We start from the raw sequence: 15,875 nt of genomic DNA, 5'->3' as shown, positions 1-15,875 counted from the left end.
GATCCGTCGAGCTTGGGACGACGACTTTGGGCGATGCGACGTTTACCTTTCAGGTCGATGAAATCCTGAAGACCGCATTTTCTCAGGCAGCACAGGATCGGAATCGCAACAGCGCTCAGCTCTTGCGTGAATTCATGCACGCGTATGTCCAACAGCAACGGGACGAAACCGAGCATGATGCTTGGTTTCGCCGGCAGGTTCAGATCGGGCTGGATTCTGCCGAGAGCGGCCGTGTCGACTCCGCCGAGCATGTTGAAGAGCGGTTCGCTGCCAAGCGGGCAGCCACGCAGCGGCGACTCGACGCCGCAAAATGAAGGCGTTGGTCGGGACGCTGGAAGCGCTTCAGGACCACGACGCCATCTACGATTATATCGAAGCCGACAATCCGGCGGCTGCCCTCGCATTCGATAAGCGGTTCACTGAGAAGGCTGCCCGCTTGGTAGATCATCCCGCGCTCGGTCGGCGGGGTCGGGTCGCGGGCACCCGCGAGATGAGCGTGCACCGCAGGTACATCATCGTACAAGGTCGATGATAGCGCCGTGCAAATTCTTCGCGTCCTGCACGCCGCTCTGCAAAAGCCACCTTGGTCGGGGTGACAAGTCCTTACTAAAATTCCCGCGGCACCGGCTATGCAGTCGCAGGACTTCCGATGACCGGGCGTCTTGCGAGGTCCGGTGCCAAACCCGCCCTCACCGACGCTTGAACGGCAGCATCGCCGCCACTGCCAGCGCGTCCACCCTATTGTTAAGCGGGTCGCTGGCGTGCCCCTTCACCCAGTGCCACGCCACCTCGTGGCGCTCCCGGGCGGCGTCGATGCGGCGCCAGAGATCCTCGTTCTTCACGGGCTTCTTGTCGGCGGTGCGCCAGCCCCGCGCCTTCCAGTTGTGAATCCAGCTGGTGACGCCCTGGCGCAGGTACTGCGAGTCCGTGAACAGGTCGACCCGGCAGGGGCGCTTCAGCGCCTCCAGCGCCTCGATCGCCGCCAGGATCTCCATGCGGTTGTTGGTGGTGTGGGCCTCCCCGCCGGACAGCTCCTTCCGGGTATCGCCGAAGATCAGGATCGCGCCCCAGCCCCCGGGCCCGGGATTTCCCGAGCAGGCGCCGTCCGTGTAGATCTTGACCCGCGTCGCCTCGGCCGCGGGTTCGGTCACGTCGGTGCTCATGCGGTCCTCAGCCCTGCCGCCCGTAATCCTGCGCGTCCCGCGCCTGCCGGTGGAAGGTGAGCCGGCGATCGAATTCCCGCGGGTCCTTCGGCTTGACCAGGGCGCCCGGGGGCACGTTCAGCCAGTCGACCAGCCGGGTCAGCATGAAGCGGAGCGCCGCCCCCCGGCACAGGATCGGCAGGGCCGCGACCTCGGCCGGTTCCAGCGGTCGCACAGCCTCGTAGCCAGCAAACAGGGCCGTCGCCATGTCGCGGTGGAAGGTGCCGTCGGGATCGAAGCACCACGCGTTGAGGCAGACCGCGATGTCGTACGCGAAGGCATCCGTGCAGGCGAAGTAGAAGTCGATCAGGCCCGACAGGGCGTCGCCGATAAAGAACACGTTGTCGGTGAAAAGATCTGCGTGGATCACCCCGCCCGGTAGGTTGTGCGGCCAATGCGCCTCCAGGAAGGCAAGGTCGGCCCGGGTGCGTTCCGCGAGGCCGGGCTCGACCGAATCGGCCTGGGCCTCCCCTTGCGCGAAGAGGGGCCGCCAGGACGACACCGAAAGATTGTTCTCCCGGACCATCGGAAAGTCGCGGCCGGCGGCGTGCAGTGCGGCCAGCGCCCGGCCGAGTTCCCGGCAATGCTCGACGCCCGGCGCCTTGACCGAGACACCCTCCAAAAAACTCACGATCGCGGCGGGCCGGCCGCAGAGCTGGCCGAGGGCCTGGCCGGCCCGATCCCGCACCGGCTGCGGGCAGGCGAGGCCCCGGGCCGAGAGGTGCTCCATCAGTCCGATAAAGAACGGCAGGTCGGCTTCCCGCACCCGCTTCTCGTAGAGCGTCAGAATATAGCTGCCGCCGGTGGTGTGCAGGAAAAAATTCGAGTTCTCGACGCCCTCGGCGATGCCCTTGAAGGAGAGCAGGCTGCCGATCGCGTAGGCCGACAGGAAGTCGGCGAGCGCCACGTCGGATACCTCGGTGTAGACGGCCACGTGTTCGCGCTCGGGTTGGAAGTCACGGACGGTGCGGGTCATCCAACCCGCGCCCTCATCCTGAGGTGCCGGAGCGCAGCGCAGGCCTTGAAGGAGCCCTCCCGCCAGCCGCGCGATCCCTGGAACTCTCCTTCGAGGCCCGCTGACGCGGGCACCTCAGGATGCGGGTGTGGATGGGAGCAGTCCCCGAGATCTGGCCCCCGAAGCCGCCTACTCGGCGGCCTCGCTGCGCAGCTCCCGCGGCAGCGGGAACACCATATCCTCGATCACGGTCGAGACCGTATCGACGATCACGTCGTAGCGGGCCGCGAAGGCGTCGATGATCTCCTCAACCAGCACCTCGGGGGCCGAGGCGCCCGCCGTGAGGCCAAGCTTTCGGATCCCCTCGAAGGCCGGCCAGTCGATCTCCTCGGCGCGCAGCACGAGCCGGGTGATCGGGCAGCCGACCCGCTCGGCGACCTCGCGCAGGCGCTGCGAGTTCGAGGAGTTGGAGGAGCCGACCACGATCAGCGCGTCCACCAGCGGTGCCACCTGCTTCACCGCCTCCTGGCGGTTGGTGGTGGCGTAGCAGATGTCGTCCTTGTGCGGCCCGGTGATGGTCGGGAATTTCTGCTTGAGCGCCTCGACGATGTGCCTTGTGTCGTCCACCGACAGGGTGGTCTGGGTCACCCAGGCGAGATTGTCGGGGTTCTCGGGGTTCAGGGCGGCGATCTGGTCGAGATCCTCCACCAGGGTGATCGAGCCCTTGGGCAATTGGCCCATCGTGCCCACCACCTCGGGGTGGCCGGAATGGCCGACCAGCAGCACGTGGCGGCCGCGCTTGTGATGGATCTCGGCCTCGCGATGGACCTTGGTCACCAGCGGGCAGGTGGCGTCGATCGTGGTGAGCCCGCGGGAATCCGCATTGGCCGGCACGGTCTTCGCCACGCCGTGGGCGGAAAAGATCACCGGGGCGGCGCCATCCGGCACCTCGTCGAGCTCGCGGACGAACACGGCGCCCTTCCGCTTCAGGCTCTCGACCACGTACTTGTTGTGCACGATCTCATGACGGACGTAGACGGGCGGTCCGTAGATGGCGAGGGCCCGCTCCACCACGTCGATGGCCCGCACCACGCCGGCGCAGAAGCCGCGTGGGGCGCAGAGCAGGATCTCCAGCGGCGGCTTGTCGGCGGTGCCCGGGGCGGGCGCGAGGGGCGCTGTTTCGGCGGTCATGAGGGGGATGTGGCGAGGGCGGGGCTATCCTGTCAACAGGCCAGATGGCGGAACCGGGCTGCGTGACGGAGGCGGGACGCTCCTGTAGCACGATTGCCGCGCGGTTTGGACCCGTATCCGTTCAGAGGCGCCGGAGGCCCGTGACGGCACCGTAACTGTGGGCCTGGATCCGCTCCACCGCCTCCGCCAGGGGCTCCACTGCCACCGCCATGTGATGGCCGTTGGCGTGGATCAGCGTCTCGGCATCCAGCATCAGCCCCACATGGCCGCGCCAGAACACGAAATCGCCCCGGCGCAGGCCCGCGGCATCGAGGGGGAGCGCCCGGCCGAGGGCGCGCTCCTGCATGTCGGCGTCGCGTGGGCAGGGCAGGCCCGCGGCATCGAGGCAGAGCTGCGCGAGGCCGGAGCAATCGAGCCCGAGACTCGTCCGCCCGCCCCAGAGGTAGGGCGTGCCGACCAGGCGCATCGCGGTGGCCACGTAATCCGGTTCGTGCTCCGCCACCGGGGCGCAGTGGCGGGCGAACACGTAGCCGCCTCCCGTCTCCAGGTAGGCGCCCGATTCCCCGGTCACCACCAGACGCGCGCCGAGGCTCAGATGGCCGCGGACCGTCCGCTTCAGGTCGGGTTCCGGATACAGGAAGGTGCGCAAAGCCGTCACCCGGTGGGTCGGCTCCGGCCCGGCCGGGCCGAGGCTGTCGGCGGGCAGGTAGCCGACATAGCCGTCACGGGCGAGCTGCACGAAGGCGAAGCCGTCCGCCTCGGCGTAGAGGGTGACGGCATCGCCGAGCAGCGCCTCGGTGTCGAGCCCGGCTTCCGGGGCGGGTTCGCGCCGCAGGGGGGCCGAGGGTGCCGTGACACGGCGGGGGCTGCCGGCCACGAAGCGCGCGGCGTCGACCCGGCCGCGCAGGCGTTCATCGGCGATGTCGGCGCGCGCGGGGGTCAGCCGCGGATCGAGGGTCTCGGTCATGGGGCGACGCTATCACAGCCGCCTTCACGATGGGTTGCGGGTACGCGGCCGGCATACGAAACCGTTGCGCGTACGCGGTTGCGCTTCTATGTCGCAGCCATCGGCCGACAGGAAACGATTCGGAGCCGATGTGTTCGCGTCCTTGGCGGCGCCGCTGCCGGCCCCTGTGCTGCGGTAGAAACAACCCGCCAGGCATGCACCCGCGGCGGCGGTCAAACGTCTTTGATGCACTGCACAACCGGGCCGGAAGGCGCTATGTCTGGCCTATGAAGACTGCGAGTCGCCCCGTGAAGAAGACGCAGAAGAGCTTCGCCGACCTGCCGCCGATCCGGGTGCGTCGCGAGCCGCCGACGATCACCGAGGCGGTCGCGGCCGCCCAGGACTTGGCCGACGATGTGGAGCAGCAGGCCGAGATCGCGGCCGGCCTGATGGGCCTGCCCGTCGACGAGGTCCGCCCCCACGTGCTCGCCGCCAAGAAGGCGAAGCCCGAACGCGTGCCCGAACGGATCCTGACCCAGGCGAGCCCGAGCCGGGCGCCACGCACCGTCGTGGTCGAGCGCCGCACCCGCCCGACCGTGGTGATCGAGCGCCGCACCCGACCCCTCGCCCCCTCGCGCTGACGGGATCCGGCGCTACCAGGGCAGCGTCTCGCCCCGATAATCGAGGTAGTGGGCGCCCGGCCGCCCAAGTTGTGCGGTGATCACGTCGGCGAGGCCCGTAACGCTGGTCGCCACGTCGATATCGGCCTCCGCGCCGCCCATATCGGTGCGGACCCAGCCCGGGTGCAGGATCAGCACCGAGACATTGTCGGCCCGGTGCCGGATCTCAAAGCTGCGCGCCAGGGTGTTCAACGCCGCCTTGCTGGCCCGGTAGTTTTCCCAGCCGCCCGACGCGTTCAGGCTGACGCTGCCGAGGATCGAGCTCATCAGGGCGAGGCTGCCGCCGGGCGCAAGGCGATCGAGGAAGGCCTCCGCAAAGCGGATCGGGCTGATCGCGTTGGTGAGATAGACCTGCGCGGCGACCTCCCGCGGCACCGCGTGCAGCGGATCATGCGCCTGCGTGGCGACGCCGGCCACCACGAAGATCAGGTCGAAGCGCTGGTCGGCCAAGCGATCGTGCAGGGCCGCGACGCCGGCATCGTCGTCGATGTCGGCGGTCTCGACGCGCAGGGATTGCGCGTCCAGGCCGGCGAGGTCGGGGGACGGGCTGCGCTGGGTCGCGGTGACCCGCCAGCCCCGTTCCAGAAACGTCTCGACGAGGCCGAGCCCCAGGCCCCGGGAGGCCCCGACGATCAGCGCGTTCCTTTGAGACTGGGTCATGGTTGGGCTCCCGCTTCCGGTCGGATAAGGGGGGATCGGGTCCGGAGGTTTCGCGACCGGGGCCAGTTTGCGAGGCGGTGGCGCTTCAGGTTCGCCCGTGAGCAGCGTGATCGGATCACGGTCTGTTCGACCATGCACGCGCAGGCCGCGGACACGGCCGTTCCATCCCTTCACGACCCTTTCTGGGCTGGAGGGAGTGTTTGCTTTCCGGCGGTCCGAACGGCCTGGCTTAACGGAATCAATTGAGGGCGGCTTGTTCGACTCGTGGCAAGGGTTGGCTCGGAGCAGACGGAATCACGTTGCAGAGCATTTCGCCCGCGCCTGAAAGGCCGCCGCGTCGACCCGACAGAATCTGAACCGTTCTGACAGTCCGATATCAGCGTAGACGCGTTGTCGTGAAAACGATCGACGACCTGTTCCGCACGGCCCCAAACCCGACGCCTCCTCATTCGAACATTCTATGGGCGTTGTTTTAACTTATGCGCGAGCGCGAGGGTCCGCTCGGCGACAGCATCTGTGTTCAAGTACTCAAATTCCGCAAATCGTCCGACCGACATTATATCAACGCTTTCAAGGTAGGATAGTATTTTGTCGACGTTTTTCCGATGGTCCAGATCATAAATTACATAAGCATAGTTCTCATGTCTAATTGCCACATCAGTAATATCGGACCGATCAATAAATCCGGCTTTCACCATCCCCGTGATGACCTGCTCAACGATAGTGTTTTTTGACACAGTGGAAAGATAGCTATCCGGCCTAAACGTCACCTCGGCCATGAGCGTACTGCCACCATCCGGCATACAATATTGCTCGCCCAGATGATTGAGTTTTGACAATCTATGGAATATCACATCTTCGTCCGGGATATATAAACCGAAATGGTTCCCGATCTTATCCCTGCGGACTTGGACAACGACAATATATATTGAATTATAAAGCAACCGGTCCAACGTTCGGATTATGTCATCTGGTGGCTGAAGCATTTTTAGCAATTCTTGCATCGGTATAGTGCTGACGATTTTTTTCGCGAAAAACTCTTCGGTGCGAGTCTTTATTTTCCAACCCGCGGCCGACTTTTCCAATGCACAAACCTGAGCGTCGGTGCACACCGTTTGCCCCTTCGCCTCGGCGCGCGCCTTGTAACTGTCAACCAATGTCTGGAAACCACCACTTGCGGGGTAATGGTAGTACAGCTGATGTGTGTAGCCTTCCGATGCTATGCCGTTTGCGGATGCAATCACATCTTCGCGGGGAGGCTTCGGAATACGATCGACCATCTGTTTATCCATACAGGATGGATCGAATTTCCAGATTTTCTCGTTGTATGGTTGAAGATATAAACGCGTGATGCCTTCGCCGAAAGTACCCAGAAAAAACTGGAGCATGTTTGTACTGACGTAGCGATCGTACGGATTGTGCAAAAATTCCCGTAAACAACAATCACGGTCTAGCGGATCGAGCGACGAAAGATCATTCTCGAAAGGATATTTAATATATCGTCCCTTGAGGACAATTTGATTGGATCTTCTGATTTTATTCGTCTTGATCATCGACGTGTGAAGATCAAGAATCTCCCGATTCTTCGAAAATATGACATGTGGGCCGATATCGTAATCAATGCCATTAAGCGCATAGCTGCGACTGAGTCCACCAACCCGATCCTGAGATTCCAAGACGATGCTGCTTCCATCTATGAATGAGGCAAACGACAGCCCTGCGATTCCTCCTCCCAAAATAGCATACTCGTACATAATATCGTGTCCTTATGATCTTTAGATACTATAGTATAAGAATATACGATCTTATAGAATTTGATGTCCGAATCTTGATATCCCACCATATTCAAGGTAGTCCGCCGTGACACCATATGCTCGACAGACCATCATGCCATCCCGGCGTGCAGCCTCAGTGTCATAGCTCTGTCCCACAGGACGTGTGTGACGCACGGGAACGGCGTCGATCACACCGATGCGATTTCTGGGATCTCCAAGGATGACGGGCCAAGCATAATCCAACCCCCAACCGCTTGTTCCAAAATGGAAGGTTCCGCAACAACGACGCAGTGCAGATTGTGAAAAGAACGGAGTCATAATCTCTACGAAATTCGTAAATCTTATAATTTTTTCCGGTTGGTGGCGGAGAATAGAATGTGAGATATAACTGTCATGCGATAGCGATGGCTGCGCGAGAATCAAATTAAAATCGACACAGAGCTGAAATATCCTATTCAAATCCCTCCAGCTCGTGACGATATCGTCGTCCGGGAACGCGACGTAGTCGTAATCAAAGATTGGACTTCCGGGATAGCAAAGTCGATGCAGGCATTGCAGTTTAGAGCCCTTCCTTAATAGGACGCTGTATTCCGATGATGGACGCTGGAAAAACGAGGTCTCATCGCCATACCATGCCAAGCAAAGATCCCATGATCTGCGACTGGGATCAATGTCTTGAGGCCATTGCGTATGAAGCGATTTCGAATTGGCGAATAAAACAATCAAATGTTTTCTACGTTTTGCGATCGGTTCAAGAATTTGAATGTCTTGTGAGAAAGGCGCGCGTGCGTACCGATCGGTTTCTCTGAGATAATGTGTTTTGATCTGCCCTGATTCATCGATCCCAGCCAGAACCATTTTCTGTGGTGTCGACGTGCGATCAATGACAAATCTGACTACAGTAGCGTTGGATTCATCCTTGAAATGAATCATTTCATTTTCAATACACCAGCGTACAACCCTAGGATTTCGGATGCCGCCAATTTCTCCGTCTTCGTTCAAAATAAGTTGAGGAGAAATGACGCTACCGTCGACGCTGCTGAAAACCCATGCGTACTGGCATAGTGATGCCTCGGCTTGCTTGGACGAATTTCGCGTGTGGGCGTCTGTTGGGTGAGGAAGTCTATGTTCCGTAAAATGCCCATTATTGGAATCGTTTTCGGCTAAATCTCGCAATTTTAGTTTTGGATACATTGATGTATCTCGCGTATCCGATGTATTAACTTGGTCGTATGAAACTAAAGCCATAATATTCATCCTGTGATCGGGCATCTGTCTCCTACATTACAGGGGCTCTTTTGTGATTACCATCCCGATGACTCACCGCCCTCGGCATTGCGGATCATACTATGCATCGGGTTGTGGCGGTTCTGCTGCCGCGAATTGGGCTGCCGGCGCTGGATCTTCGCCAAGACACGTGCGGGCGTCCACATGTCATGGGTCCGGTGCGCACGATAGCTGCGCGAGACTCAGGCCGGAGTTGGGATGGACTTGCCTACACCGGAGAACGCCGCACGCCTCAAACGGCCTCAACACGCTGGCGAGTTGCTGAACGGGGCTGCGGCTCGTCATCCCCGTCGGCGTCGGCGATTGGGGGATGCGGAAGGACAGTCGTTACGGCACGATCCTGCTCGACCTCGGCCGTCACCGCGTGAGCACTCTGCTCCCGGATCAGGCCGCCCCGCCCCACCGGCTGATCTGTCGACAGGCACGGAAGCCCCCTGGACGTTTTGCTCGCCGCCAGCCGGCATGTTGATGCCAGCATGCGATCCTTCTGCAAGCTGGCAGCACACGAGAGCTCTGCTCTGGCCGAAAGTGGCCTCCGGTCCAGCTCAGCAGAAGGCGCGTGCTCCCGGAGACAATCAATCCGCCGTCTGCACCGACCACGTGGCGTGGCGGATGCCCGGCGCGCGGGCGAGGTCGTTGGTCACGGCGTCGAGTTCCTCCGCCTTCACGGCGCTCGCCGTCAGCGTCGCCACCACGTCGACCGCGGACTCGCCCCGCTCCTCGATCGCGACGCTGCTCACGGGATAGTTCGCCGCCTCCAGGCGCTCCACCAGCAGATCCTGCGCCGGGCCGGCCTCGCCGGGGGCCGTGGTGACCTGAACCTCGTAGGTCGCCTCGGTGGACGATTCGCGGATCGGCGCGCGGTTGATGGCGTTCACGAGCGGCCGAAGGGCCGTGTTGCAGGCCAGGACCGTCACCATCACGAACACCGCCTCGAGGGGCAGGTCGGCGCCGCAGAACGCCCCCACGGCGGCCGAGCACCACAGGGTGGCGGCCGTGTTGAGGCCGCGGACGTTCATCCCCTCCTTCATGATCACGCCGGCGCCGAGGAAGCCGATGCCGGAGATCACGTACGCCACCGTGCGCACGCCCCCGTCCGGCCCGGTCAGCCGCATGCCGAGATCGACGAAGGCCGAGGCGCCCACCGCCACCAGCACCGCCGTGCGCAGGCCTGCGGTGCGCTGGCGGTACTGCCGCTCGGCCCCGATGATCGTGCCGAGCACGAAGGCCACGAGCAGGCCGATGGCGGATTTCGCTTCTTCGGGGAGGGCGGCGTAGCTGGTCATCGGCGGTTCTTGAGAGCGGGGCGGTGACGAAACCGTGACATCACGGCCCGGTCCCGGCCCGAAAAGGGCGACGGAACCGGGATTGACGGCCGCACCGGGCAGCGGGCACACCGGCAGGAGCCTGAGGATCCCTTAAGAATTCGGGACCCGGCCGAGGAGACGTGCAGGATGCAGCACACGGCCCGAGTGGCGGAACAGGCCCGCGCAGGACACAGTCGCGCATGAGCGACGCCCTTGCCGAACGCCGTCCCGAGACCCTTCCGGATGCGGCCCTGCACGGCCGCGTCATGGCGCTCCGCGAGGGGCTGGAGCGCGGCCTGATCGGCAGCGCCGGCCTCGTCGAGCGCCTGCTGATCGGGCTCCTGACCGGCGGGCACCTGCTGATCGAGGGCGCGCCGGGCCTCGCCAAGACCCGCGCGGTCAAGCGGCTTGCCGACGGGCTCGACGGCTCCTTCGCGCGCATCCAGTGCACGCCCGACCTGATGCCGGCGGATCTGACCGGCACCACCGTGTGGCGCCAGGACAGCGGCACCTTCGAGTTCCTGCCCGGCCCCCTGTTCCACGCCCTCGTGCTGGTGGACGAGGTCAACCGCGCCCCGCCCAAGGTGCAGTCGGCTTTGCTCGAATCCATGGCCGAGGGGCAGGTCACGGTCTCCGGCCACACGCACCGGCTGTCCGACCCGTTCATGGTCGTGGCGACCCAGAACCCGATCGAGCATGCCGGCACCTTCCCGCTGCCCGAGGCGCAGCTCGACCGCTTCCTCCTGCACGTCGTGGTCGAGATGCCCGACGCCGAGACCGAGCGGGCGATCCTCGACCTCGTGGAGGGCGAGATCACCCATCACATCGAGGCGATGCCGGTGCGCCTGTCGCTCGCCGATGTCCGCGCGGCCCGGGAAGCGGCGCTTTCCACCTACGTGTCGCCGGCGTTGAAGGATTATCTCGTCCGGCTGGTGGCGGCGACCCGCACCGACGCGGCGGCGCCGGACCTGCGCGCCATGATCGAGCATCCCGCCTCCCCGCGGGGCACCCTGGCGCTGATGATGGCCGGCAAGGCCCGGGCCTGGCTGCGGGGCCGGGATCACGTGATCCCTGAGGACGTCACCGAACTCGCCCGCGACGCCCTCTCCCACCGGATCGGCCTGACCTGGCGGGCCGCCGCCGAGGGCAAGACCGCCCGCGGGCTCGTCGGCGAGCTGGTGCAGCGGGTGCGGGCGCTCTGACGGTGTTCGGATTCGGGCAGGCGCGCCGTCCCGCGATCCCGTCCCCCTCCGTGGGAGCGGACGATCGGGCGGGCGCCGAGGGCGGCATCCACCTCTCGGGCGAGGCCCTGATGGGCCTGCGCCACCTCGCCCGGCGGGGCTCGGCGCCCGCGACCCGAACGCTGGCGGGCCTGCCGGGCGGGATCGTCACCCGGCGCCGGGGGCGCGGCTCCGAGCCGGAGGATGTCCGGCTCTGGTCGGAGGGCGACGACCGCCGCTTCATCGACCGCAACGCCACCGCCCGGACCGGGCAGCTGCACGTGCGCACCCATCACGACGAGCGCGACCGCGCCGTGGTGCTGCTCGCCGATTTCCGCCCCTCCATGCTGTTCGGCACCCGCCGGACCCTGCGCTCGGTGGCCGCCGCCGAGGCCCTGGCGCTGCTCGGCTGGCGGGTCGCGGCCGATGGCGGCCGGGTCGGCCTCGCGGTGGCGACGGCCGGGGCGCCGACCGTCCTGCGGCCGGCGGGCGGCGAGCGCGCCATGATCGCGGTGACCGGTGCCCTCGCGCAGGCCCATGCCGACGCCCTGGACAAAGTGTCGGGCGCGCGCCCTGAGCCGGAGCCGCCCCTCGAGGCGACGCTCGGCCTCGCCCGCAGCCTGCTGCCGGCTGGCGGCCACATCGTCATCGCAAGCGCCCTGGACGATCCCGGTCCGGGCTTCGACGACCTCCTGACCCTGCTGGCCGAGCGGATCGCCATCCGGCTGATCCTGGTGAGCGACGCCTTCGAGCGCGCGCGACCGCCGGGCTACTACCCCTTCGCGCTGGCGGACGGGCACCGCGGGACCGCGCTGCCGACCGCGACGCCCACGGGACAGGCCGAGGCCCGGCTCGCCGATTACGCGCATCGCGGCATCGCGGGCGTGCGCCTCGATGTCGAGACCGGGCCGGAGGCCTACGCGCCGCTGATGGAGCGCCTCGATGCGGTGCTGTGAGGCGGGATCGCCATCAGGGACACGGCGATGAACACCGCCACGATACCTGCCACGATACCCGCCGAGACCCCCCTCGGCCTCGATCACCTCCGCGGCCTCCACCTGCCCGGCGGGGCCGCGGGGGCCGTGCAGGGCGAGATCGTCGCGGCGGCTCTCCTCGGCTTCTGCGCCGCCCTGCTGGTGGGCCTCGTCCGCTACTGGCGCGGCCGGACGCGGGCCACGATCCGCCGGGCGGCGCTCGCCGAACTCGCCCGGAGCCGCGGGCTCGATCCGGAGGCGCGGCTCCTGGCCCAGGCCCGCCTGCTGCGTCGGCTCGGGCGGACACTCGGCGGCGAGGCGGAGAGCCGGGCCACCGGTGCCGACTGGGCGGCCCGCCTCGACTGGCTGTTCAAGACCGACTTCTTCACGCGGGGCGCCGGACGGGTGCTGGCCGACGGCCTGTACCGGCGGCAGGCGCCGGACCTCGACGCCCTGGACGCCGAACTCGGCCGCCTGATCGGGCACATGCGGGCATGAGTACCTTCCTGCCCGCCTGGCTCAGCGCCCTCCTGTCGGCCTTCGACCTCGCCGCGCCCTGGGCGCTGCTGGCCCTGCCGCTGCCGCTGCTGGCCGCCCGCCTGATCCCGGCCGAACCCGAGGGCGGCAGCGGGGCGCTGCGCGTGCCCGGCACGCTGGTGGGCGCGGGACGCTCCGGCGCCGACCTCGCCGCCCGCGGCCGGCGCCGGGCCGCCCTGACCTGGACGCTCTGGATTGCCCTGGTGGTGGCGCTCTCGGGTCCGCGCCTCGTCATGCCAGCGACGGCGCTGCCGGCCTCCGGCCGCGAGATCATGATCGCCATGGATCTCTCGGGCTCCATGGAGCGGCGCGACTTCGCCCTCGACGGCGAGACCGTGACCCGGCTCACCGCGGTCAAGCGCGTCGGCACCGATTTCATCCGGCGCCGGGCCGGGGACCGGATCGGCCTCGTGATCTTCGCCGACCAAGCCTATGTGGCGGCGGCGCCGAGCTTCGACACCGCGGCGGTCGCCCGGGCGCTCGACGAGGCGACGATCGGCATCAGCGGCCGCTCCACCGGCATCGGCGACGGGCTCGGGCTCGCCCTGCGCCGGCTGGACCCGCGGGATACCGGGGGCGAGGCCGAGCCTCGGAAGGCCGCGAAGGCCGTCATCCTCCTCTCGGACGGCGCCAACAATGCCGGCCAGACCGCCCCCAAGGATGTCGCCGACCTCGCCAAGGAACTGGGCATCAAGGTCTACACGATCGCGCTCGGCCCCCGCGACATGGCGGACGCCGACGGCGAGCAGGACGTGGTCGACACCGAGACCCTGCGCGACATGGCGCAGGCCAGCGGCGGCGAGGCGTTCCGGGTGCGCACCACCGACGATCTCGTCAAGGTCGCCGACGCCATCGACCGGCTGGAGGGGGGCCGCGCCCTGGCGCCGCCCCTGCCGCTGCGCCGGGACCTCTGGCCCTGGCCGGCCGCCCTGGCCCTGCTTGGCGCCGCCGCATTGCTGGCCAGCCGGAGGGGGGCGTGATGCGGGACGTTTTTTGGCCGACCAAGTGGGTCGTGACCTGCCGCAGGCCCAGTACGCCTCCCCCTCCCCCCTCTGCGGGGGAGGGTGGCCCCTGCGTCAGCAGGGGTTGGGAGAGGGGAGCAACGGTGCAGGCGAGGGCGCCGGCCTTCATGAAGGCTGCGCCCCTTTTGGAAGCGGCGCTCCCCTCTCCCCCCCTGCTTCGCAGGGTACCCTCCCCCGCAGAAGGGGGAGGGAGGGCGCCTGCCATCTCCGGTTCAGCCCCATGAGCCCCCTCGACGCATTCGCCCTCCTGCGCCCCTGGTGGTTCCTGGCGATCCCGGTCGTCGTCCTGCTGGCGCTGCGCGCCGCCTCGCGCTCGGCGCCCCTCGGCGACTGGGTCCGGGCGGTCGATCCGGCGCTGATGGCCCACCTCGCCCGCACCGGCGCGGTGCTCGGCGGACGCCGGCAGGCGAACCTCGCCGCCGCGCTGGCGGCCGGACTGATCGCCCTGGCGCTGACCGGCCCCGCCGTGGAGCGGGCGGACGGGCGCACCTTCCGCAATCTCGACGAGACCGTGATCGTCGTCGACCTCTCGCGCTCGGTGGCGGAGGGCGGCAACCTCCAGGGCGTCCGGCAGGCCGCCGCCGCGGTCGCCGAGGCCGCCGGAACCCGGGCGGTCGCCCTCGTGGTCTACGCGGGCGACGCCTATCTGGCCGCCTCGCCCACCACCGACCGCGACAGCCTCGGCACCACCCTGTTCGCGCTGGACGCCGACACCGTGCCGGACCGCGGCTCCCATCCCGAGCGCGGGCTGGCGCTCGCCCGCCGCACCCTCGCGGAGGCCAACGTGGTGTCGGCCGACGTGGTGCTGATCAGCGACGGCGATGGCATCGGCGAAGCCGCCACCCGCGAGGCGCGCGCCATCGCGGCGCAGGGCTGGCGGCTCCAGGCCCTGTTCGTCCCCGCCGACAAGCCGCTGCCGGCGAACGCCCCGAAGCCCGACCGGGCCGCCCTCGACGCCCTGGTGCGGGCCGGCGGCGGCACGGTCGCCGATATCGCCACCCCCGGCCCGGTGCTCGACGCGGTCGGCGCCGGCTTGGCCCAGCACCTCGCGGCCGGCGGCTACGGCGTGCTGGCCTACGCGGATCTCGGGCGCTGGCTGCTGCTGCTCGCGGCCGTGCCGGCCCTGGTCCTGTTCCGCAGAAGCGCATGATGAGGAGCGCGTGATGCGGCTCACCCTTCCCGACTCGGGCTTCGCCGCCCCGCTCCGGGCCGGCCTGCCGCCGCGCTGGCGGCGGCTCGCCCGGATCGCCGGCCTGGGGCTCGCCGGCCTCGGCCTCCTGGCGCTGCTCGCCGTCTCGCAGCCCCGCACCGGGTTCGGGCGCCTGCTGATGGGGATCGGCCTGCCGGGGCTCGCCGCCGACGTCTTCGCCGACCCGGCCTGGCGCGCCGCCGCCCTCTACGAGGCCGGCCGCTACGCGGACGCGGTCGCGCTGTTCCGCACCGGGGGGCGGCGGGCGAGCTACAATCTCGGCAATGCGCTCGCGAAGGCCGGCGACCTCACCGGCGCGCTCGCGGCCTACGACGAGGCGCTGCGCTTCAACCCCCGGGACGCCGACGCCCAGGCCAACCGCTCGCTCATCGCCCGGATGCAGGCCGAGGTGATCGACCGCGGCCCCGGCGGCGGCATCGCCAACGGCACCGCCCAGTACGGCGCCCGCTACAACAACACCGGCAACCAGGACCAGAACAACGATATCAACGCCGCCTCCAGCGGCGAGGGTCTGGCCGGCAACAAGGAGTCGAACGCCAGCGCGTCGCTGCCCGGCAACAGCAAGGTCGCCCGCCGCGGCAAGGCCGAGCAGCAATCGATCGACACCGGCAAGGGCCAGGCCCGGGGCTCGGCCGGCGACGCGGCCGGCCGTGGCCGGACCGGGGGCGGCTCCGCCATGGTGGCCGAGGCCCCCGAGCGCGAGGTCCGCCGGGTGACCAAGAGTTTCGAGGCCCACGAGATCCGCCCGGACCGGCTCTGGCTCCAGACCCTGCCGGACGATCCGGGCCGCTATCTCAAGCTGCGCCTGCGCGCCGAGCAGACCCGCCGGGTCGAGGCCGGCACCGCGATTCCCGCCGGGAGCAACCCGTGGTGAGTTTTTTTGGGGTTTTGGGTCGGCGTACCCTTGCC

At 67.2% G+C, this 15,875-nt stretch carries 17 protein-coding genes; 9 read left to right on the top strand and 8 right to left on the bottom strand.

Annotated elements, in window-relative coordinates; genetic code table 11:
• Positions 1-26: 26 nt before the first annotated feature.
• Positions 27-314 carry a hypothetical protein gene (locus MKK88_RS26205; protein WP_244005037.1) on the top strand — a complete coding sequence of 96 codons (288 nt, stop codon included), beginning with the start codon at positions 27-29 and terminating at the stop codon, positions 312-314.
• Positions 311-532 carry a type II toxin-antitoxin system RelE/ParE family toxin gene (locus tag MKK88_RS26200; protein ID WP_244005035.1) on the top strand — a complete coding sequence of 74 codons (222 nt, stop codon included), beginning with the start codon at positions 311-313 and terminating at the stop codon, positions 530-532. The genes MKK88_RS26205 and MKK88_RS26200 overlap by 4 nt, the downstream gene beginning before the upstream one ends.
• A 157-nt stretch (positions 533-689) precedes the next feature.
• On the opposite strand, the gene rnhA is transcribed toward MKK88_RS26200, so the two are convergent.
• The 4 genes from rnhA to MKK88_RS26180 form a co-directional block, all read right to left on the bottom strand.
• Positions 690-1,163 carry a ribonuclease HI gene (gene rnhA / locus MKK88_RS26195; RefSeq protein WP_244005033.1) on the bottom strand — a complete coding sequence of 158 codons (474 nt, stop codon included), beginning with the start codon at positions 1,161-1,163 and terminating at the stop codon, positions 690-692.
• A 7-nt stretch (positions 1,164-1,170) separates the two neighbouring features.
• Complete coding sequence (locus tag MKK88_RS26190) at positions 1,171-2,136, bottom strand: homoserine kinase (RefSeq protein WP_244005198.1); 966 nt, start codon at positions 2,134-2,136, stop codon at positions 1,171-1,173.
• 210 nt (positions 2,137-2,346) lie between these two features.
• The gene (gene ispH, locus MKK88_RS26185) at positions 2,347-3,348 is read right to left on the bottom strand and encodes a 4-hydroxy-3-methylbut-2-enyl diphosphate reductase (protein WP_244005031.1); all 1,002 of its coding nucleotides are present in this window, start codon (positions 3,346-3,348) and stop codon (positions 2,347-2,349) included.
• Positions 3,349-3,469: 121 nt separating this feature from the next.
• Positions 3,470-4,315, bottom strand: a complete 846-nt coding sequence (locus MKK88_RS26180; protein ID WP_244005029.1) for a C40 family peptidase — start codon at positions 4,313-4,315, stop codon at positions 3,470-3,472.
• A gap of 287 nt (positions 4,316-4,602) precedes the next feature.
• Between MKK88_RS26180 and MKK88_RS26175 the strand changes: the two genes are divergently transcribed.
• On the top strand, positions 4,603-4,935 hold the full coding sequence (locus MKK88_RS26175; protein ID WP_244005027.1) for a hypothetical protein: 333 nt from the start codon (positions 4,603-4,605) through the stop codon (positions 4,933-4,935).
• A gap of 12 nt (positions 4,936-4,947) precedes the next feature.
• Here the strand turns inward: MKK88_RS26175 and MKK88_RS26170 are convergent, their stop codons facing one another.
• The 4 genes from MKK88_RS26170 to MKK88_RS26155 all read right to left on the bottom strand — a co-directional run bounded on the left by MKK88_RS26170 (position 4,948) and on the right by MKK88_RS26155 (position 9,982).
• Positions 4,948-5,634 (bottom strand): SDR family oxidoreductase, encoded by a 687-nt coding sequence (locus MKK88_RS26170; protein WP_244005025.1) that lies wholly within the window; start codon positions 5,632-5,634, stop codon positions 4,948-4,950.
• A gap of 458 nt (positions 5,635-6,092) precedes the next feature.
• Positions 6,093-7,388, bottom strand: a complete 1,296-nt coding sequence (locus MKK88_RS26165; protein WP_244005023.1) for a protoporphyrinogen/coproporphyrinogen oxidase — start codon at positions 7,386-7,388, stop codon at positions 6,093-6,095.
• 51 nt (positions 7,389-7,439) lie between these two features.
• Complete coding sequence (locus MKK88_RS26160) at positions 7,440-8,681, bottom strand: DUF707 domain-containing protein (protein ID WP_244005021.1); 1,242 nt, start codon at positions 8,679-8,681, stop codon at positions 7,440-7,442.
• Between the two features lie 590 nt (positions 8,682-9,271).
• Complete coding sequence (locus MKK88_RS26155; protein WP_244005019.1) at positions 9,272-9,982, bottom strand: MgtC/SapB family protein; 711 nt, start codon at positions 9,980-9,982, stop codon at positions 9,272-9,274.
• A 221-nt stretch (positions 9,983-10,203) separates the two neighbouring features.
• Here MKK88_RS26155 and MKK88_RS26150 point away from each other — a divergent pair, with 221 nt between their 5' ends.
• The 6 genes from MKK88_RS26150 (at position 10,204) to MKK88_RS26125 (ending at position 15,840) form a co-directional block, all read left to right on the top strand.
• Positions 10,204-11,205 carry an AAA family ATPase gene (locus MKK88_RS26150; RefSeq protein WP_244005017.1) on the top strand — a complete coding sequence of 334 codons (1,002 nt, stop codon included), beginning with the start codon at positions 10,204-10,206 and terminating at the stop codon, positions 11,203-11,205.
• A gap of 35 nt (positions 11,206-11,240) precedes the next feature.
• Positions 11,241-12,179, top strand: coding sequence for a DUF58 domain-containing protein (locus MKK88_RS26145; protein ID WP_409566716.1), 939 nt, complete (start codon positions 11,241-11,243; stop codon positions 12,177-12,179).
• 27 nt (positions 12,180-12,206) lie between these two features.
• Positions 12,207-12,695: a DUF4381 domain-containing protein gene (locus MKK88_RS26140; RefSeq protein ID WP_244005015.1), complete on the top strand. Its 489-nt coding sequence runs from the start codon at positions 12,207-12,209 to the stop codon at positions 12,693-12,695.
• A complete protein-coding gene (locus tag MKK88_RS26135) occupies positions 12,692-13,714 on the top strand; it encodes a VWA domain-containing protein (RefSeq protein ID WP_244005013.1) in 1,023 nt (340 codons plus the stop codon). The genes MKK88_RS26140 and MKK88_RS26135 overlap by 4 nt, the downstream gene beginning before the upstream one ends.
• A gap of 262 nt (positions 13,715-13,976) precedes the next feature.
• Entirely contained in the window at positions 13,977-14,906 is a 930-nt protein-coding gene (locus MKK88_RS26130; protein WP_244005011.1) for a VWA domain-containing protein, read from the top strand.
• A 13-nt stretch (positions 14,907-14,919) separates the two neighbouring features.
• The gene (locus MKK88_RS26125; RefSeq protein WP_244005009.1) at positions 14,920-15,840 is read left to right on the top strand and encodes a tetratricopeptide repeat protein; all 921 of its coding nucleotides are present in this window, start codon (positions 14,920-14,922) and stop codon (positions 15,838-15,840) included.
• Positions 15,841-15,875 lie beyond the last annotated feature (35 nt).

Origin of the sequence: Methylobacterium sp. E-005 (assembly GCF_022829725.1) — a bacterium.
In the GTDB taxonomy this organism is placed as follows: domain Bacteria; phylum Pseudomonadota; class Alphaproteobacteria; order Rhizobiales; family Beijerinckiaceae; genus Methylobacterium.
This window is presented reverse-complemented; position numbering and strand designations above follow the sequence as displayed.